This window comes from Mesorhizobium sp. WSM3860 (genome assembly GCF_002294995.1).
Classification (GTDB): Bacteria; Pseudomonadota; Alphaproteobacteria; order Rhizobiales; family Rhizobiaceae; genus Mesorhizobium.
Genome location: NZ_NSGF01000029.1, coordinates 22,147 through 38,852, shown reverse-complemented (window position 1 = coordinate 38,852; position 16,706 = coordinate 22,147). Strand labels below are relative to the sequence as shown.

Here is a 16,706-nt window from a genome sequence, read left to right as displayed (position 1 = left end):
TAACAGAAGGTTCCTTGTCTGCCGGAGCGCGCGCTATATTATCGCGCTCTAACCTGTGCCGACTCTGAAAGGTCCGACACTTGGAGCCTGCCACGCCTGCCGCCCCCGCAGTGCGCGAGACATTGGAGCGACTGCTTGCCAGCGAAACGTTCGGACGATCCGAGCGGGCCCGCAGGCTGTTACGCTATCTCGTCGAACGCGAGCAGGCAGGCGAAGCCGACCGGCTGAAGGGTGTATCCATTGCCATGGATGTCTTCGGCAAGGACGGCGATTTCGACGGATCGACCGACGCGGTCGTCAGGGTCCAAGCGGGGCGGCTGCGCGAGCTTTTGGATCAGTATTTTGCCAGCGAAGGTATTGCCGAGCCGGTGCGCATCGCCATTCCGCGCGGCGGCTATGTGCCTTCTTACGAACTGAACGCGATACGGCTCCCAGCCGATGCCAAGTCTGCGAATGCAGGCCAGCCCGCTCGGCCTTCCAAGCATTTCGAGAAGCCTGAGCCGGCCGCCGCGCCGGTCGAAGCCGTGGCACTGATGACGACCCCGTCAACGACCGGATCCGCGTCATCGCTGACGCGCCAATTGCGGTTCTTCTGGGCCGCCATGGTGCTGGTCATCGCCATGCTGGGTATCCTTGTCGTCCGCCAGGGTAACGCGTTTCTTCATGGTGACGACGCGGCCGCGCCGGTCGAAGCCGAAACGGCAGGCGCGACCAGCAGCGTCGCTTCTCAAACGTTCGACGGCCTGCCTTTGATCTACTTGGCCATCAAAGCCGACGGACCCGAGGCGGCCCGTGTTGCTTCCTCGCTGCGCGCCGGTCTCGCCGGCTTCGATACAATAGACTTCATCGGACGCGACGCCGACGCTACGCGCAATCGTTCCGCCGATCCGATCAGCTTCGTTTTCGATCTTATTCCCGGGACTGCCGCCGGCGAGGTCATGATTGAGCTGCAGAGCGTCGCGACGGGACGGGTTCTCCTGTCCCGCAACCTGACATCGGCCGAAAGCGCGCCTGGTGCCGTCGAAAGCAACATCGCCAATCTCCTGACCTCTACGATCCCCGCTTCGGGCGCGATCTACAGCTATATCGACCAGAGCGATATCCGGACCAGCCAGATCGGATGTCTGGTGCTCGACGACCGCTACTATCTCGACCAGAGCGCCAAGGCGCACGAAGCTGCCTATCGCTGTCTGGAGAAGCTGGTCAGAGAAAGCACCAAATCGTCGCTCGTCTACTCGGAACTGGCTTCTCTGCATCTGGAAGCCGTCAACAACCGCTATGCCTATCCGCCCGGCGCAACGGTCGAGCAGGCCATGTCGTTTGCCCACCGAGCCATTCAGATGGCACCGATGAGCCCGCACGCGCATCGCGCCTATGGCTACCTCAACTCGCGCCTCGGCAATACGGACGAAGCGATCCGCTGGATGCGCAAGGCCTATGAGCTCAACCCCTATGATCTCGGCATGGCCGCCGCTTATGGTTATGGCCTGATTTTCGCCGGCAGATACCAGGAAGGAACGCCGATCCTGGGCCATGCCGTCGAAGCTTTCAGCGGTCATCCGACCTGGTGGGACTATGGCCTGTTTGTCGGAGCCTTCATGCAAGGCGACACCAAGAGAGCAGCGATTGCCAGCGAGTCGCTGCGGACCACTGCGTCCAAGTCGCATTATTTGGCGGCACGCCTGATCGGCGCCAAGATCTCAGGCCGCGACAAGCTCGCAAACGAATTGGCGAACGAGCTCACGGCCGAATTCCCGAAATTCGCCGCCAATCCGCGCGCGACCTTTATCGACCGGAGGTACCCCTCCGATCTCGTCGACCGGCTGGTGCAATCCTTGCGCTCCGCGGGCATCGGCAATCCAAGCTGAGCGAACGTTGGCCCATTCGCTGACGCGTGCGAGCCTGATTGAATTCGCATGCCGGCTCTGCTCGGCACCGCAGGCCTGATTGCGCGTTCGGTTGAGGCGCGCACAGCGAATTCGCAAAAATTTTACTGGCTTTCGATCCGCCCAGGGAGCAATTCAGCCACAATCTTGGATTGTCGTTCATACCGCTTCGCAGCCAACAATATCGATGTTTCACTCTCTTCACGTCGCCGAATGCGGTGCTGGCTCGAAGACGATCGTCTTCCTGCACGGCTTCGGCGCCTGCCATTCGATCTGGCGCGACGTGATTGCGGGATTGACGCCCGACGTGAGGACATTGGCCTACGATCTGCCGGGCCACGGAGACTCCCTCGAGTGCCAGGCGTCAGGCGTCAAGCAGGCCGCCGGGGCCGTCCTGACCGATCTGGGCGCGCGCCGCCTGGGCAAAGTTCACGTCGTCGGCCATTCGATGGGCGGCGCGATCGCGACCTTGATGGCATTTGCCGATCCCGACAGGGTGGCCTCACTGACCTTGCTAGCACCCGGCGGCTTCGGCCCCGAGATCAACGGTCCGTTGCTGCGACGCTATGCGGCCGCGGCTGATAGAGAGGAGGTCCGCGCTTGTCTTGCCGCCATGTCGGGGCCGCAAAGTGTTCCCCCCGAACATGTGGTGGAGGCGCTTTGCCGCATGCGCAAGCGGCCGGGCCAGTTGCGGACCCTCGTCCGTGCTGCAGCCGTGGTCACCAGGGATGACCGGCAAGGTATCATCCCGAGTGAACCGCTGGAAACCCTGAGCATGCCGGTGATGGTGCTTTGGGGATCGGACGATCCCGTCCTGCCCGTCGCCCAGGCCGAGAGTTTGCCGTCGCATTTCCACCTGCACCACGTGCTGGAGGCTGGCCACATGCTGGTCGAGGAGGCGCCTGACTTGATTGCCGAGGCCGTGCGCCGTAACACGCGCCGCCGCGGCAGAATCCAGAGACCGGTATTCAGCGCAGCGGCAAGCTGAGCCCATCTCGCAGTGCATTTTGCCGGCGACTGTGTTAACTCGCTGTTTACCAACAGCGAGGCAGCGCCATGAAGGATGCAGGCGACAAAATCACCCCGATCGAGCCGTCGCGGAAGCTCTCGGACGCGATCCGCGACGTCAAGAACGCCTTCGCCGACCGCGACGATGTGGTGGTCGACATGCGCGAGGCGCACCGCATGCGGCTCGAGTTGCTGGCCGCGGAGCTCGCCCCCGTTTTCGCCGATGTGCCGGCGGACATCGACAATTTCGACTTCGCCGTCTCCTCCGGCCTGCAGCCGCGGCTGTGGGTCGATGCCGTCAGCCATGTCGCCATGGGGCGGGATCGGCGCACCTTCCGCTTCCTTAAGGACACGCGCATCGGCCGCGTGGTGCTGGCCGAATCGACCGACATGAAGCCCGTCGCCGATGCCGTGACGCGATACGTGGCCGAGCGTGTCGTCGAGCGGCAGCGGATGATGGAAGGCGCGGTCGAGAGCGCGGTGACTGGCCTGCATCGAGCCGAGGTCCGGGAAGCCGAGCCGCCTTTGCAGGCTGCAACGCGCCGCAACGGCTGGACAACCTTCTTCGCCGGCCTTGGCTTGATCGCCGCCGGCGCCCTGGTCGGCCTGGCGGTATCGCTGGTGCTGTTCTGGGACCGCATCGCCCAGATGAAGATCAGCTTCTGACGACGGGCTCGCGCACCACCGGCATATCGGCACCGAGCTCAATCACCTGAATGTCCGATGGCGGCAGGGCCGGACCGGTCAGGCCGCGCCGTGTCAGGCGGATGGTCCAACCGCCTTTTTCCCCGCCGATCTCGAACAGATTGTACTGAGCGGCGGGATGACTGCCGCCCGGAGCCTGGCCGGCGGCGGCGACGCCGACCACGGGCACCTTGGCGCCGCGCGGACCGATGGTGAACAGCGAGGGCAAGTGCGAGTGGCCGTGCAGCACAAGCTCGGCGCCATACCGGCGAATGACTTTGTGGAAGCGCGCGATACCGAACAGCCGCTTATGTTGCGAGACCGCGCCGCGCACCGGCGGATGATGGATCATGATGGCGCGAAACAGCCCCTGTCTGGCCGTGGCGTCGAGAATCTTGCCGAGCCGCTCCGCCTGGCCCTCCATGAAGAAGCCGTTGGCCATGAACGGCGCCGTGGCCCGCGCCGTCGTGACGCCGATCAGAGCGACATCACCGCGCACCCGCAAATAGGGAAAGGAATTGCGATCGATCGGGCTGTTGATGCCGTCGCCCGTCATCCATGGCGCCCATGACCGGCAGACCTTGTCGAAGGCGCCAGGCACATAGGCATCATGATTGCCCGGCACCACGGATACGTCGTCCGCAGAGCCCAGCGTCTCCAGCCAATGTTTCGCCATCTCGATCTCGCCATCGAGCGCCAGGTTGACGAGATCGCCGGTGACGGCGAGGTGGTCGGGGGCGTTGGCTTTGATATCGCCGACAATCGTGTCGATCACCGCATCGTGCATATGGCGGCGGCGGTTGCGCTGCCAGTTGACGTAACCCAGCACCCGCTTGGACGCCAGATCGCGATAGGTTACATCGGGCAGCGGCCCCAGATGGACATCGGAAATATGTGCAAGCCTGAGCATAGCCCCTTCTTAAGCGACCCGGTCCGGGCTTTCTACTCAACGTTTCCTGTCCGCTCGCGGTTTCGTGGATGACCGGCGCCGATCCGGAACAGGCGTTCCGCCAGACCGGCTGGGCGGGACTCAGAGCAAGGCTGTTCCATCTCTACTTCCTGCTGCGGCGCCCGATGACGCTTGGCGTGCGCGGCTTGATCTACGACCGCACTTCCAACTCCGTCTTCCTCATCCGCCACACCTATGTTCCGGGCTGGCAGTTGCCTGGCGGCGGCGTCGAGGTGGGCGAGACCCTTGTCGAGGCGCTGGCGCGCGAGCTCGCCGAGGAGGGCAACATCGCGCTGACGGCTTCGCCGGTGCTGAGATCGATGCACTTCAACCGCCGCGCCAGCGCACGCGACCATGTCGGCCTCTATCTGGTCGAAGCCTTCAACCAGACGGCGCCAAAGCTGCCGGATCATGAGATCGCCGAGGCGGCGTTCTTCCGGCTCGATCGCCTGCCGGAAGATGCGACGCCGGCGACGCGACGTCGGATTGCCGAAATTTTCGGCGGCGAGCAGGTCTCGGCCTACTGGTAACTCAGGCCGCCTTCCTGAACCGGCCGCGATCGTGTGGCGCGGCATAGTCCAGCTCAGGCCCAACCGGGATTATCCCCGTCGGATTGATCGATTTGTGGCTGCCGTAGTAATGCGACTTGATGTGATCCAGGTTGACCGTGCCTGACACGCCGGGCACCTGGTAGAGGTCGCGCAGATAGTTCGACAGGTTCGGATAGTCGGCGACCCGGCGCAGATTGCATTTGGAGTGGCCGACATAGACCGGATCGAAACGCACCAGCGTGGTGAACAGTCGCCAGTCGGCCTCCGTGATCCGTTCGCCGACAAGAGAGCGCTGCTTTGACAGCCGCTCTTCCAACGTGTCGAGTGCTGCGAACAGCTCGCCGAACGCTTCCTCATAGGCTTCCTGCGAGGTTGCGAAGCCGGCGCGATAGACGCCGTTGTTGATCGCCGGATAGACCAGCGCATTGATCCTGTCGATCTCGGAACGCAAGGCCGGCGGATAGAAGTCCAGGCTCGCATCGCCCCATTCATCGAAGCCGGAATTGAGCATGCGGATGATTTCTGACGACTCGTTGCTGACGATGGTTTCCTGCCTTTTGTCCCACAGCACCGGTACGGATGCCCGGCCCGAATAGCCGGGATCGGCCTTCGCATAGATCTGGTGCAGGAAATCGAGGCCGTACAACGTGTCGCCGGTCGCGCCGTCCTCGGCTTTGAAGGTCCAGCCGTTCTCGCCCATGAAATGGTGCACGATCGAGACGGAGATGATGTCTTCCAGCTTCTTCAAGACGCGGAAGATCAAGGTCCGGTGCGCCCATGGGCAGGCGAGCGAGACGTAAAGGTGATAGCGCCCGGGCTCCGCCTTGAAACCGCGCTTGCGCCCTTGCGCCGGCGCGCCGTCGCGCGTCACCCAGTCGCGCCATTGCGCTTCGGCACGCACGAACCTGCCGCTGCCGTCGGCAACGGTCGAGCGGTCCTGCCATTTGCCTTCAACCAGCAATCCCATGCGAAATCTCCTTGCGGTTTCAACAGACATCTAGGCGCTTACCCGGAATGTCGAAGCCCTCAGGCGCTGAACAGTTCGTCAAACGACGAATCAGTTCATCAAATGACGACCCAGTTCGCCAAACGGCGGGCAGAAAGGTGAAAAGCGCCGATTGCAGCCGGGAAAAATTGATGCTAGCGGAAGCGCCCATGTTTGACTTTGCCACGATCCGGTTCGACCGACGACGAAAGGACGCCCGCGCTTGATGAAGCGCTGACTGGCGAACGCTGCCGCTTGCAGCAAACCTTTCCTCGCATACCGGAACGCAAAGACCATGGGCCTTGCCGACGTGAAATATCTGCCGGAGACCCCGGCGCACGATGCTGAAATCGAAGCCATCAACGACGAGGCCTTCGGGCCGGGCCGTTTCGTGCTGGCCGCTTATAAGATCCGCGAGGCGGGCGGGCACGACCGCTCGATGTCATTTGTCGCGGTCAAGGACGAGACGGTGATCGCCTCGGTGCGCATGACGCGCGTGGCGGCAGGCGCCGGACGCGCCATGATGCTCGGCCCGCTTGCCGTGCGGCCCGACTTCAAGAATCTCGGCATAGGCCGCAGGCTGGTCGCGATCGCGCTCGAAGCCGCCGCAAAGGCCGGTGCGCCGGCCGTCATGCTGGTCGGTGACGAGCCTTACTACGGGCCGCTCGGCTTCAAGCGCTTCCCGCGTGGCCAGATCACCATGCCACGTCCGGTCGATCTCGACCGGCTGCTCCATCACGAAATCAGGCCTGGCGCGGTGGCCCGGTTCGTCGGCGAGGTCTGCCATGCGGATACGGCGCGGGTTGCCGACCTGGCCCAGGCCGCGGTCCGTGCCTCGGCCAATCCGCAGTCCTCGATCGATCCGGTCATTCAGGTTGCGCCGCAGCAGCGCGCTTCGTAGCATCACCCGAAATCCTGGGAGGACGCCGGCATGAATCCGAACGGCCAGATCGCGATCGTCACCGGAGGTGGCTCCGGCCTTGGCGAAGCGACGGCGCGCGCCCTTGCCGCCAAGGGCGCCAAAATTGCGATACTCGATGTCGGCATCGATCGCGCGGCCAAGGTTGCCGCCGATTTCGGCGGCATTGCGGTTCAATGCGATGTCAGCAGCGCCGATAGTGGCAGCGCGGCGATCGTCGAAGTGGTGGCAAAGCTCGGCGAACCGCGCATCCTGGTCAATTGCGCCGGCATTGCCATTGGCATGAAGACGGTCGGCAAAGATGGCCCGCACCCGCTGGACCAGTACCGCAAGGTGATCGAGATCAACCTGATCGGCACCTTCAACATGATCCGCCTGGTCGCCGACCGGGCGGCGAAACTCGACCCGCTCGCCGGCGGCGAACGCGGCGTCATCGTAAACACGGCGTCGGTCGCTGCCTATGACGGCCAGATCGGTCAGGCTGCCTATTCGGCATCCAAGGGCGGCGTCGTCGGCATGACATTGCCGGTGGCGCGCGACCTCGCGCGCTCGGGCATTCGCGTCTGCACCATCGCCCCAGGGATCTTCAAGACGCCGATGATGGCCGGCATGCCGCAAGAGGTGCAGGATTCGCTCGGCGCCTCGGTGCCCTTCCCGCCTCGCCTCGGCGAGCCTTCGGAATATGCAGCGCTCGCGCTCCACATCATCGAGAACCAGATGCTGAACGGCGAGACCATCCGCCTCGACGGCGCAATCCGCATGGCGCCCAAATAAAGGGCAATGAGCACGCCGCCGACAGCCGCCGACAAGACAGGGCCGTTGGCTGGCCTCAGGCTGATCGAGATGGCGGGCCTCGGCCCGGTGCCGCTCGCCGCCCTGATGCTGTCGGAGATGGGCGCAGACGTCCTGCGCATCGAGCGGGCGGACGCCAAGGAGCCGCTTCTGTCCTTGCCCGAGGCCCACGACCTCGACCGCCACGGCCGCTCCATCCTCAGGCTCGACCTGAAACGGCCGGATGGCGCGGAGCTTCTGCTGCGCCTTGCGGAAAAGGCTGACGTTCTCATCGAAGGCTTTCGCCCAGATGTCATGGAGCGGCTGGGCCTCGGGCCTGATGTCGTGCTGGAACGCAATCCGGCGCTGATCTATGGCCGCCTCACGGGTTTCGGCCAGGACGGGCCACTATCGCGCCGCGCCGGTCATGACATCACCTACCTCGCCTATGCCGGTCTTCTGCATGCCATCGGCCGGCAGGCAGCGCCGCCCGTGCCGCCGCTCAATCTTGTCGCCGACCAAGGCGGCGGCGCCATGATGCTGATCGCCGGTGTGCTCGCGGCCCTTTTCCAGCGCTTGCGCACCGGCAAAGGTCAGGTGATCGATGCCGCCATGGTCGAGGGTGCATCGATGCTCGCGGCTCCGATCCATGCCTTCATGGCGGCCGGCCTCTGGAGCGAACGACGCGGTGAGAACCTGCTCGATTCCGGGGCCCCCTTCTACGACGTTTACGAGACCGCGGACGGACGCCATGTCGCCATCGGCTGCCTCGAACCGCAGTTCTTTGCCGAGTTCGCCCGATTGTTGCCGCTCGACCAGCGTTTTGTCGGCAGCCAGTATGACAGGACATCGTGGCCCGACATGCGCGCTGCCATTGCCGCGCGGATCAGAGAGAAGACACGCGACGAGTGGACCGAGGTCTTTGGACCGACCGATGCCTGCGTCGCTCCGGTCCTGTCGCTTACCGAAGCCAGCGATCATCCGCAGAGCCGCGCCCGGCAAAATTTTGGAAGATCGGGCGAGTTCGAACGTCCGATGCCGGCGCCGCGCTTCTCCAACGCTGCGCCGACGCTCGCCGCGGCGCCGACGGTCGCCGACCGCCGGCCGCCGGCCGTGCTGGCACGCTTCGGCATCGACGAGACTGAAATCGAAGCTCTTGTCAGCTCCGGCTTGTTTGGCCCATAACCGGAGATTAGCAATCAACTTTCGCGGTGAGCGCTGTGACCGAGACCAGGAAGGATGTCATCCGCGAGACCGACGCCGAGGCCGTCAGGCTGGCGAAGACTCTGCTCCGCTCGGCCCGCTTCGGCGCGCTGGCGGTGGTCGAGCCCGGCACCGGCGCGCCGCTGGCAAGCCGGGTCGGCATGGCGACCGACATCGACGGCGCGCCGCTGATCCTGGTCTCGATGCTGTCGGCGCATACCGGCGCGCTTCTCGCCGACCCGCGCTGCTCGCTGCTCGTCGGCGAACCCGGCAAGGGCGATCCGCTCGCGCATCCGCGCATCACGCTTGTATGCCAGGCGCTGCGCCTGGAGCGTGGATCGGCGGATCACGCCCGCGCCGAACGGCGCTATCTCAACCGCAATCCGAAGGCGAAGCTCTATGCCGGACTCGGCGACTTCTCGATATTCCGGCTCGAGCCTGAGCGCGCCAGTCTCAATGGCGGCTTCGGCAAAGCCTATCTTCTGGATCGCGTCGACCTGATCGCCGGCGGCCCGATCGTCGAGGAGCTGGCGGCCAGCGAACAGTCGGCGCTCGACCACATGAATGCCGACCATCGCGATGCGCTTTGCATCTATGCGCGCCATTTCGGCCGGGCCGAAGGCGATGGCTGGATCGCCACAGGGTTCGATCCGGACGGCGTGGATCTGGCTTCTCCGGATGCCACCTGCAGGGTCTTCTTCCCTCGGCCTCTCGGCGCTGCCGGCGAGTTGCGGTCCGTGCTGGTCGAGATGGCAAAGACCGGACGCGCCGCGGGCCGGGCACAGTAGCGAAAGTTAATCGTCCCCGATCGAAAGCAACTCTTGAGATTTAGATAAAATGATCTACCTTTTGTTGCAGCGCCGATTCAGCGGCGCTCGCTGACCTGAATAACGTGGAAATCAGCCGCCATTGCCCCCATGGCAGCTGGATGAGCCAGAAAACATGGGGGATCCATGATCTCAAGCAAGCTAGTCGCCAACGCCGAATCGGCTGCCGCGTTTCTGACGCTCATGGGCAATGAAAAGCGGCTGCTGATCGTCAGCTATCTGATCGACGGCGAAATGTCCGTCGGCGCCATAGCCGAGAAAGTCCAGTTGAGCCAGTCCGCTCTGTCGCAGCATTTGGCCAAGCTGAGAGCGCTTGATATCGTCGAGACGCGTCGCGATCGCCAGATGATCTATTATTCCTGCAACTCCGACGCGGTGCGCGAGCTGCTTCGCACGCTGGAAGGCATTTTCGGCGACGGCGACCTGTCTCAGATGGCCTACAGGATGCGCCGCGCCGGGACTTGACCTGCGCTCTGCAAAGCCCCTTACCTCGCTGACGATCGTTCGCCGGCGAGATTTCGATGAACCTCATCCCTGTCGACGACCCGCAGGATCCGCGTGTCGCTGCCTATCTCGATATCCGCGAGCGCGATCTCGTCGGCCGACACGGGCGCTTCGTCGCGGAAGGCAAGGTGGTGCTGGATCTTCTGCTGTCGGCCGGGCGCTTCGCGGCGGAATCGGCCCTCATTCTGGAGAACAGGCGGGCGGGCCTCGAAGGCGTCTTGCGCAAGGCGCCCGCCGACTTCCCGATCTATGTCGTCAGCGGCGAAGTCATGGACCGGATCGCCGGCTTCCACATGCATCGCGGCGTGTTGGCGATTGGCGTTCGGGGCTCTCCTAGACCGGCCGAGGTGTTGCTCGAAACCTTGCCGGCAAGCGCGCTGGTCGTGGTTTTGGTCGGGATATCCAATCACGACAATATGGGCTCGATCTTCCGCAACGCCGCGGCCTTTGGCGCGGACGCCGTGCTTCTCGATCCCACCTGCTGTGATCCGCTTTACCGCAAGGCGATCCGCGTTTCGGTTGGCGCGGCGCTGAAGGTGCCCTTCGGCTCTTTCGACGACGCTTCGAGCTTGACCGCAATGCTTGACCGGATGGGCTTCGGCCAGTTCGCGCTCTCGCCGCGCGGCGAAACGGACATCCGCGCTGCGGAGAGAACGTCTCGGCTGGCGCTCTATCTCGGCACGGAAGGCGAAGGCCTGCCCGAAGCCCTGCTCAGTCGCCTGCGGACCGTACGGATCGGCATGGCGGAGGGATTCGACAGCCTGAACGTTGCAGCCGCATCGGCCATCGCCCTGCATCAGTTCTCGAAACGATAGCAGCGCAGCGACCAAGACGCTCCGCTCTTTGGCGGCATTCGGATCAGTTGGTTGCGTTGGCCTTCTGCAGGGCCCGTACGCGGTCCGCGAGGCTGATGCCGCGCTCGCCAACATCTTGCCGCCCGTCGCGAGGCGTCGCCAGGGCCTTGGCGATCGGCGAATCCGGCCCGTCCAGCCTCATCGTCAGATTGACGACCTCGGCCGCCAGCTCGTTCATTTGTTCGCGAAGCGCCGCACTGGCGCGCGGTGCATCGCCTGCCTGTTCGGGCTGTGCCGTTTCGAGCGCGGCAAGATCGGTCTTGAGCCGCTTGTTCTCCCGCGCAAGCGCCGTCAGCCGCACCTCCAGCCGCTCGCGATCGCCTTCGAGCTTGGCGATGGCATTGTCGATGCCTTCGACTTCGTCGGCCTTGTGCGTTCCTCCATTTACCGCATGATCTTTGCGTGGGCGTTCGCGCATCCGAGCAAGCTCCTTCTCGCGCCTGTCGAGATTTTCCTCGCGGTCGGCAAGGGTTGCAAGCAGCCGTTCGACCTTCTTGTCCAGCTCGGCTGTCCGCTTCTTCTCCGCCTTGAGCGCGTCTCTGGCGGCTTTGCTTTCCGCTGCCAGCTCCTGATTGCGCCGGTCCGCTTCCTTGCGCTGGCTGCGCAGCACCGCAATGTCATTGGCGAGCTTGTCCAGTTCCGATTCCCGGGCCACGAGCTCGATCTGGCGGTTCGACGAAGAGAAGCTGGCTTCGTCATACATCTGCTCCAGCTTTTGCAGCTCCAGCGCGCGCTTCTCCAGCGAGCGCTCCGCCTGCGCCAGCTTTTCCGTAAGCTTGTGCAACTCTTCCTCGCGCAGCCTGAGCTCCGCGTTCTTGGCCTGCAGATCGGAAAGCGCCTGATTCTTGTCCTTCTTCTCGACCGCCAGTCCCTTCAGGGCCTCCTGGCCGCGGCCGATCTCGACCAGTTGCTCAGCCACCTTTTCCTTAAGACTCTTGATGTTCATCTCGAGCCGGCGCGTGTTCATGGCGAACTCGGCGCGGATACGGTCCTTCTCGGCCAGGATCTCGGCAGGCGTCAGCGGCATCGAGGCCTCGAGGCGCCGGCGTGTCAAGACGACGGCCCGCCGCCAGACGGCCGGCGCGATCAGCGACACCAGAAAGGCCGCGCAGAGGAAGCCGAGTGCGAAGAAAAGGATCGACTGGACCAAGGTGGACTATCCGTATGCGAGGCGGCAACCCGCCATGCCGACTGTGCCACCTTGGCATGGCGGAAATCCAGCGCCGCGGCAAGAGCACGCCGCGGCGCGATCGGTCTTATCCGAGCGGCTGTGGCAATCCTGTCCGGTCAGAACGGATTCCAGGTCGCCCGCTCCGTCAGCTTCAGATAGCCGAGATTGACGCCGAGCCGGGCACCGACGCCGGTGCGGATCGGAACGATCAGCACTCTGTTGCTCTGCAGCACGTTGAAGCCGACGCCCGCCACGACATAAGCCGATCCGGCGACGCCGCCGAAGCGGTTGTAGAGGCTGCTGATGTCGTCGAGATTGTAGACCAGCATCATCACGCGCGAGCCTTCACCGCCGAAATCCCAGCCGAGCGATGGGCCTTGCCAGAACACCTTATGGTCGCCGGCATTCTTGGTGTAGAGCGTGCCCTCGCCATAGGTCAGGCCGCCGATCAGCGCGCCGGATCCCTCCTCGCCGAGCAGATAACCGTTTGGCAGGCCGTAGGACGCGAAGACCTTTTCGACCACGGTGGCAAGGCCGCCCGACGTCGCGCCGAAGAACTTGTGGCCGGAATCGACAATCTCTTGCGCGGTGTATTCCTGGGCCCGCGACGCGGAGGGTGAGAGGATGAGAACACCCATGAGGGCGATCGTCATGGTGAGGACGCGGACGAACATCCGGTCAAAGAATCGGGAAAACATGCTTCCAATCTCCGTCAGGGAGCACTTTCGCCGACGCCTCGTATCCCTACGGCTCTTGGCGGCCGTTTCGAGATGACTGTTACGGGCAAACTATGCCGTAATCCTTTTTCAACCATTAAGCTGGCGCAGGAAGATGGCGGTTCGAAGGCTGACGAGCCCGACACGGTCTCTATCAGCCTCGTTTTCGCGGCGTTAACGCACCAATTTCGCTGTCCGCAGCTGTGGATTTGTTGATGCATGGACGGGCGCTGTGTATTCAGAAGGCCTTGGAAAAGAGCGTGATTCGCGTGGCGGGCACGAAAACGTTCGGCCATGACATGTGAACCAGCAGGGATTTCTCCGATGGCCGAGCTCTTCACCCTCTCCGCCCCCGATCTGGCTGCGCTTTTGTGCAGCCGCGTATGCCACGACATCATTTCGCCGGTCGGCGCCATAAACAACGGCCTCGAACTGCTCGATGAAGGCGGCGCTGACGAAGACGCCATGAAGCTGATTCGCCAGAGCGCCAGGAACGCCTCGGCGCGGCTGCAGTTTGCCCGCATCGCCTTCGGCGCCGCAGGCTCCGCCGGCATGATGATCGATACCGGCGACGCTGAGGCGGTGGCCATTGCCTTCTTGAAGAACGAGAAGCCGGAACTTGTCTGGAACGGCGCCCGCGCGCTGCTGCCCAAGAACAAAGTCAAGCTTCTGCTCAATCTCATTCTCGTCGCCAATGCCGCCATACCGCGTGGCGGCAAGCTGGTTGTCACGCTGGAGAACCTCGAGACCGAACCGCGTTTCTCGCTGTCGGCGAGCGGCCCCATGCTGCGGGTGCCGCCGAAATTCCTTGAGCTGCATTCGGGCCACAAGCCCGAGGAGCCGATCGACGCCCACTCGGTCCAGCCTTATTACACACTGCTTCTGGCGCGCGAGGCCAACATGACGATCTCGATCCATGCGACGGCCGATGAGATCGTGTTGTCGGCGGCCTGAGGCGACAGCAAGAACAGGTCAAGTATCTATTGTCCCTGATTTTGCAGCGGGCAGTGCGATAGAAGCATTGTCTGCCGCCTGCCACTGTATTGCATCGCAGGCCAAAAACCGCGCAATGCGGTTCTTTGGAAAAACTTTACCTAACCGCTTTTCAGCTTCTTTACCAGATTGTTCTAGGGTGCCCCACGGTTACCGGATTGCCGGTTCGGCAGATGGCAAAGAGGACCCGGAAATGAAACGCTGCCTGTTCGTCGACGATTCAAGCGTCATCAGGAAGGTCGCGAAGCGTATCCTTGGCGGCTCGGAAATCGTGGTCTTCGAGGCGGCCAGCGGGCTTGATGCGATCGAGATCTGCTCCGGCGACATGCCCGATGTCATTGTTGTCGACGGCGGCCTGCCGGATATGCAGGCGGTCGACCTCATTCGCCGTATCCGTGCCATCGAAAGCCCCGTCAAGCCGCAGATCCTGGTCTCGCTCGTCGAAGTCGACGTCGGCTCGATCATGCGGGCGAAACGTGCCGGCGCCCAGGGCTACCTGCTGAAACCCTTCAACCGCGCGCAGTTGCTTGAGAGCTTCCGCTTCTTGAAAATCGCGGCCTGAGCTTTTCAACACCAGACATTAGGCTTTCGACACCCCAAACAAAAACCCGGCCTGAGCCGGGTTTTGTGTGAATTGGCCGAGGATCAGGCGCTGACGCGGATGTCTTCCGGCTCACGCAGCACATAGCCGCGGCCCCACACCGTTTCGATGTAATTCTGGCCGCCGGACGCCGCGTCGAGCTTCTTGCGCAGCTTGCAGATGAAGACGTCGATGATCTTCAGTTCCGGCTCGTCCATGCCGCCGTACAGGTGGTTGAGGAACATTTCCTTGGTGAGCGTCGTGCCCTTGCGCAGCGAGAGCAGCTCAAGCATCTGATATTCCTTGCCGGTCAGGTGCACGCGCTGGCCGCCGACCTCGACCGTCTTGGCGTCGAGATTGACCACAAGATCGCCGGTGGTGATGACCGACTGGGCGTGGCCCTTCGAGCGGCGCACGATAGCGTGGATGCGCGCCACCAGCTCGTCCTTGTGGAAAGGCTTGGTCATATAGTCGTCGGCGCCGAAGCCGAGGCCGCGCACCTTATCCTCGATGCCGGCCATGCCGGAGAGGATCAGGATCGGCGTCTTGACCTTGGAGAGGCGAAGCGTGCGCAGCACCTCGTAGCCCGACATGTCGGGAAGGTTCAGATCGAGGAGTATGATGTCGTAATCGTAGAGCTTGCCGAGATCGACCCCTTCTTCGCCGAGGTCGGTCGTATAGACGTTGAAGCTTTCCGATTTCAGCATCAACTCGATGCTCTGTGCGGTTGCACTGTCGTCTTCAATCAGCAGAACACGCATTTCATTCCCCTTTTCTGCTGCCGGGTCGCGTCACGACCCGTCCCGAACCCGGAGCAGTGATTGCCTGAACAGAAGGTGCCACCGACTGGTTAACAAATCCTAATTTCGTGCCGGCCACGATATCAGATTTTTTAACCCCTTTCTACACCCACTTGAATCTAATAACGAATCATAGACCCAAATCGCTCACGTACCACATTAATAAGCCAGCCTAAGTGACTCCAGAGACTCGCAGGCCGCGCTTCCCGCCGCTGTCCGGAATTTTTACCCGGCCTTAAGTCCTCGCCCGTATGATTAACAATGCCCGTAAACGAATGGTTACCGCCGGCAAAAATCTTTAGGGCTTTGTTTCCCATAGAGTGGGGAATGCCGGTGGAAACGGGCGACGCGTGGGCCTTTCGAGGTCGATGGGACGATATGCAGGTGTGCGTTTTGCGGAGTACCGAGTCATGAAGTCACGTGAAAACCTCGTTCGGCTGAAGCAGTTTCAGGTGAATGAGAAGCGGCGCCAGCTGTTGCAGCTGGACATGATGATCGCCGAGTTCGAACGCATGGCCGTCGAGTTGGAGGCGCAGATCGTCGCCGAAGAGAAAAAAGCCGGCATCACCGACATCAATCATTTTGCCTATCCGACCTTCGCCAAGGCGGCCCGCCTGCGCCGCGACAACCTCAGGAACTCGCAGAGCGATCTCGCCCAGCAGCGAACCATGGCCGAATCATTACTCGGCGAAGCTGAAGCGGAGCTTTCCAAGGCGGAGATGCTGGAATCGCGCGACAGCAAGATCCGCGACGCGGAAGTGGGCGGCCGCAGCGCGATGATCGGCTGATCACCGGCCACGATGGTCTCGATCGTCGGGTTCTCGGGCGGATCGGTTAAGCTGCCCTGCTCAGGGAATAAGTCAAATCGTCCCTGGGGCTCGCGGACCCCATGCGCCGGCAGGCACCGGCCATCCCGCCAGTCGGCAAAGTTGCGCTGACTGTTTGAGGTTTACAAAGCGAAGGGCGCGGAGGTCCGCGCCCTTGTCTGTTTCCGGCAGTGGGAGCCTAGTGCCGGTATTGCTGGATCCGCGTCGTGCGCAGCCCGGCAAGGCCATATTCGTCGATCGATGCCTGCCAGGAGAGAAACTCCTCGGTGGTCAGCTTGTAGCGCTGGCAGGCCTCTTCCAGGCTGAGCAGTCCGCCGCGGACCGCCGCGACCACTTCCGCCTTGCGCCGGATAACCCAGCGCCGTGTATTCGTCGGCGGTAGATCAGCTATCGTGAGAGGGCTGCCGTCAGGCCCGATAACATATTTGACTCTAGGTCTAACCAGATCGGTCATCGTACTCTCTACTAAAAACTCAAA

The 16,706-nt window shown here is 62.9% G+C and carries 19 protein-coding genes; 13 read left to right on the top strand and 6 right to left on the bottom strand.

Annotated features, from left to right (window positions below; all coding sequences use genetic code 11):
* Window positions 1-80 precede the first annotated feature (80 nt).
* The 3 genes from CK220_RS28815 to CK220_RS28805 all read left to right on the top strand — a co-directional run bounded on the left by CK220_RS28815 (window position 81) and on the right by CK220_RS28805 (window position 3,560).
* Window positions 81-1,868 carry a tetratricopeptide repeat protein gene (locus tag CK220_RS28815; RefSeq protein ID WP_095814768.1) on the top strand — a complete coding sequence of 596 codons (1,788 nt, stop codon included), beginning with the start codon at window positions 81-83 and terminating at the stop codon, window positions 1,866-1,868.
* Window positions 1,869-2,073: 205 nt separating this feature from the next.
* The gene (locus CK220_RS28810) at window positions 2,074-2,874 is read left to right on the top strand and encodes an alpha/beta fold hydrolase (protein WP_095814767.1); all 801 of its coding nucleotides are present in this window, start codon (window positions 2,074-2,076) and stop codon (window positions 2,872-2,874) included.
* Between the two features lie 68 nt (window positions 2,875-2,942).
* Window positions 2,943-3,560 (top strand): hypothetical protein, encoded by a 618-nt coding sequence (locus CK220_RS28805; protein ID WP_095814766.1) that lies wholly within the window; start codon window positions 2,943-2,945, stop codon window positions 3,558-3,560.
* Here CK220_RS28805 and CK220_RS28800 read toward each other — a convergent pair.
* Window positions 3,550-4,488, bottom strand: a complete 939-nt coding sequence (locus CK220_RS28800; protein WP_095814765.1) for a metallophosphoesterase — start codon at window positions 4,486-4,488, stop codon at window positions 3,550-3,552. The genes CK220_RS28805 and CK220_RS28800 overlap by 11 nt on opposite strands.
* 68 nt (window positions 4,489-4,556) lie before the next feature.
* Here CK220_RS28800 and CK220_RS28795 point away from each other — a divergent pair, with 68 nt between their 5' ends.
* Complete coding sequence (locus CK220_RS28795; RefSeq protein WP_095814764.1) at window positions 4,557-5,057, top strand: NUDIX domain-containing protein; 501 nt, start codon at window positions 4,557-4,559, stop codon at window positions 5,055-5,057.
* Between the two features lies 1 nt (window position 5,058).
* Here the strand turns inward: CK220_RS28795 and CK220_RS28790 are convergent, their stop codons facing one another.
* Window positions 5,059-6,045: a glutathione S-transferase family protein gene (locus tag CK220_RS28790; RefSeq protein ID WP_095814763.1), complete on the bottom strand. Its 987-nt coding sequence runs from the start codon at window positions 6,043-6,045 to the stop codon at window positions 5,059-5,061.
* A 313-nt stretch (window positions 6,046-6,358) separates the two neighbouring features.
* Between CK220_RS28790 and CK220_RS28785 the strand changes: the two genes are divergently transcribed.
* From CK220_RS28785 to CK220_RS28760, 6 genes are all read left to right on the top strand, one after another.
* Window positions 6,359-6,964, top strand: coding sequence for an N-acetyltransferase (locus CK220_RS28785; RefSeq protein ID WP_095814762.1), 606 nt, complete (start codon window positions 6,359-6,361; stop codon window positions 6,962-6,964).
* A gap of 30 nt (window positions 6,965-6,994) precedes the next feature.
* Window positions 6,995-7,756 (top strand): 3-hydroxyacyl-CoA dehydrogenase, encoded by a 762-nt coding sequence (locus CK220_RS28780; protein ID WP_095814761.1) that lies wholly within the window; start codon window positions 6,995-6,997, stop codon window positions 7,754-7,756.
* Window positions 7,757-7,762: 6 nt separating this feature from the next.
* Window positions 7,763-8,938, top strand: coding sequence for a CaiB/BaiF CoA-transferase family protein (locus tag CK220_RS28775; protein ID WP_095814760.1), 1,176 nt, complete (start codon window positions 7,763-7,765; stop codon window positions 8,936-8,938).
* Between the two features lie 35 nt (window positions 8,939-8,973).
* The gene (locus tag CK220_RS28770; protein ID WP_095814759.1) at window positions 8,974-9,744 is read left to right on the top strand and encodes a HugZ family protein; all 771 of its coding nucleotides are present in this window, start codon (window positions 8,974-8,976) and stop codon (window positions 9,742-9,744) included.
* Window positions 9,745-9,909: 165 nt separating this feature from the next.
* The gene (locus CK220_RS28765; protein ID WP_095814758.1) at window positions 9,910-10,248 is read left to right on the top strand and encodes a metalloregulator ArsR/SmtB family transcription factor; all 339 of its coding nucleotides are present in this window, start codon (window positions 9,910-9,912) and stop codon (window positions 10,246-10,248) included.
* Window positions 10,249-10,304: 56 nt separating this feature from the next.
* A complete protein-coding gene (locus tag CK220_RS28760; protein WP_095814757.1) occupies window positions 10,305-11,102 on the top strand; it encodes an RNA methyltransferase in 798 nt (265 codons plus the stop codon).
* A gap of 43 nt (window positions 11,103-11,145) precedes the next feature.
* Here the strand turns inward: CK220_RS28760 and CK220_RS28755 are convergent, their stop codons facing one another.
* Window positions 11,146-12,291: a hypothetical protein gene (locus tag CK220_RS28755; protein WP_095814756.1), complete on the bottom strand. Its 1,146-nt coding sequence runs from the start codon at window positions 12,289-12,291 to the stop codon at window positions 11,146-11,148.
* A 137-nt stretch (window positions 12,292-12,428) separates the two neighbouring features.
* Entirely contained in the window at window positions 12,429-12,986 is a 558-nt protein-coding gene (locus CK220_RS28750) for an EipA family protein (protein ID WP_245429436.1), read from the bottom strand.
* Window positions 12,987-13,352: 366 nt separating this feature from the next.
* Between CK220_RS28750 and CK220_RS28745 the strand changes: the two genes are divergently transcribed.
* Complete coding sequence (locus CK220_RS28745; protein ID WP_095814754.1) at window positions 13,353-13,982, top strand: histidine phosphotransferase family protein; 630 nt, start codon at window positions 13,353-13,355, stop codon at window positions 13,980-13,982.
* A gap of 232 nt (window positions 13,983-14,214) precedes the next feature.
* A complete protein-coding gene (locus tag CK220_RS28740) occupies window positions 14,215-14,583 on the top strand; it encodes a response regulator (protein WP_095814753.1) in 369 nt (122 codons plus the stop codon).
* Between the two features lie 83 nt (window positions 14,584-14,666).
* Here CK220_RS28740 and ctrA read toward each other — a convergent pair whose 3' ends face one another.
* Complete coding sequence (gene ctrA, locus CK220_RS28735; protein ID WP_006203583.1) at window positions 14,667-15,362, bottom strand: cell cycle two-component system response regulator CtrA; 696 nt, start codon at window positions 15,360-15,362, stop codon at window positions 14,667-14,669.
* 449 nt (window positions 15,363-15,811) lie between these two features.
* On the opposite strand from ctrA, the gene CK220_RS28730 reads away from it, so the two are divergent.
* On the top strand, window positions 15,812-16,189 hold the full coding sequence (locus CK220_RS28730) for a flagellar export protein FliJ (RefSeq protein WP_095814752.1): 378 nt from the start codon (window positions 15,812-15,814) through the stop codon (window positions 16,187-16,189).
* A 217-nt stretch (window positions 16,190-16,406) separates the two neighbouring features.
* Here the strand turns inward: CK220_RS28730 and CK220_RS28725 are convergent, their stop codons facing one another.
* Entirely contained in the window at window positions 16,407-16,682 is a 276-nt protein-coding gene (locus CK220_RS28725) for a DUF1153 domain-containing protein (protein ID WP_006203587.1), read from the bottom strand.
* Window positions 16,683-16,706: the final 24 nt, after the last annotated feature.

Excerpts from the sequence above, each read along its gene's own strand:
- CK220_RS28810 (WP_095814767.1), top strand. The coding sequence starts at position 2,074 with ATGTTTCACTCTCTTCACGTCGCCGAATGCGGTGCTGGCTCGAAGACG.
- CK220_RS28805 (WP_095814766.1), top strand. The coding sequence starts at position 2,943 with ATGAAGGATGCAGGCGACAAAATCACCCCGATCGAGCCGTCGCGGAAG.
- CK220_RS28800 (WP_095814765.1), bottom strand. The coding sequence starts at position 4,488 with ATGCTCAGGCTTGCACATATTTCCGATGTCCATCTGGGGCCGCTGCCC.
- CK220_RS28795 (WP_095814764.1), top strand. The coding sequence starts at position 4,557 with ATGACCGGCGCCGATCCGGAACAGGCGTTCCGCCAGACCGGCTGGGCG.
- CK220_RS28790 (WP_095814763.1), bottom strand. The coding sequence starts at position 6,045 with ATGGGATTGCTGGTTGAAGGCAAATGGCAGGACCGCTCGACCGTTGCC.
- CK220_RS28785 (WP_095814762.1), top strand. The coding sequence starts at position 6,359 with ATGGGCCTTGCCGACGTGAAATATCTGCCGGAGACCCCGGCGCACGAT.
- CK220_RS28780 (WP_095814761.1), top strand. The coding sequence starts at position 6,995 with ATGAATCCGAACGGCCAGATCGCGATCGTCACCGGAGGTGGCTCCGGC.
- CK220_RS28775 (WP_095814760.1), top strand. The coding sequence starts at position 7,763 with ATGAGCACGCCGCCGACAGCCGCCGACAAGACAGGGCCGTTGGCTGGC.
- CK220_RS28765 (WP_095814758.1), top strand. The coding sequence starts at position 9,910 with ATGATCTCAAGCAAGCTAGTCGCCAACGCCGAATCGGCTGCCGCGTTT.
- CK220_RS28760 (WP_095814757.1), top strand. The coding sequence starts at position 10,305 with ATGAACCTCATCCCTGTCGACGACCCGCAGGATCCGCGTGTCGCTGCC.
- CK220_RS28750 (WP_245429436.1), bottom strand. The coding sequence starts at position 12,986 with ATGTTCGTCCGCGTCCTCACCATGACGATCGCCCTCATGGGTGTTCTC.
- CK220_RS28745 (WP_095814754.1), top strand. The coding sequence starts at position 13,353 with ATGGCCGAGCTCTTCACCCTCTCCGCCCCCGATCTGGCTGCGCTTTTG.
- CK220_RS28740 (WP_095814753.1), top strand. The coding sequence starts at position 14,215 with ATGAAACGCTGCCTGTTCGTCGACGATTCAAGCGTCATCAGGAAGGTC.
- ctrA (WP_006203583.1), bottom strand. The coding sequence starts at position 15,362 with ATGCGTGTTCTGCTGATTGAAGACGACAGTGCAACCGCACAGAGCATC.
- CK220_RS28730 (WP_095814752.1), top strand. The coding sequence starts at position 15,812 with ATGAAGTCACGTGAAAACCTCGTTCGGCTGAAGCAGTTTCAGGTGAAT.
- CK220_RS28725 (WP_006203587.1), bottom strand. The coding sequence starts at position 16,682 with ATGACCGATCTGGTTAGACCTAGAGTCAAATATGTTATCGGGCCTGAC.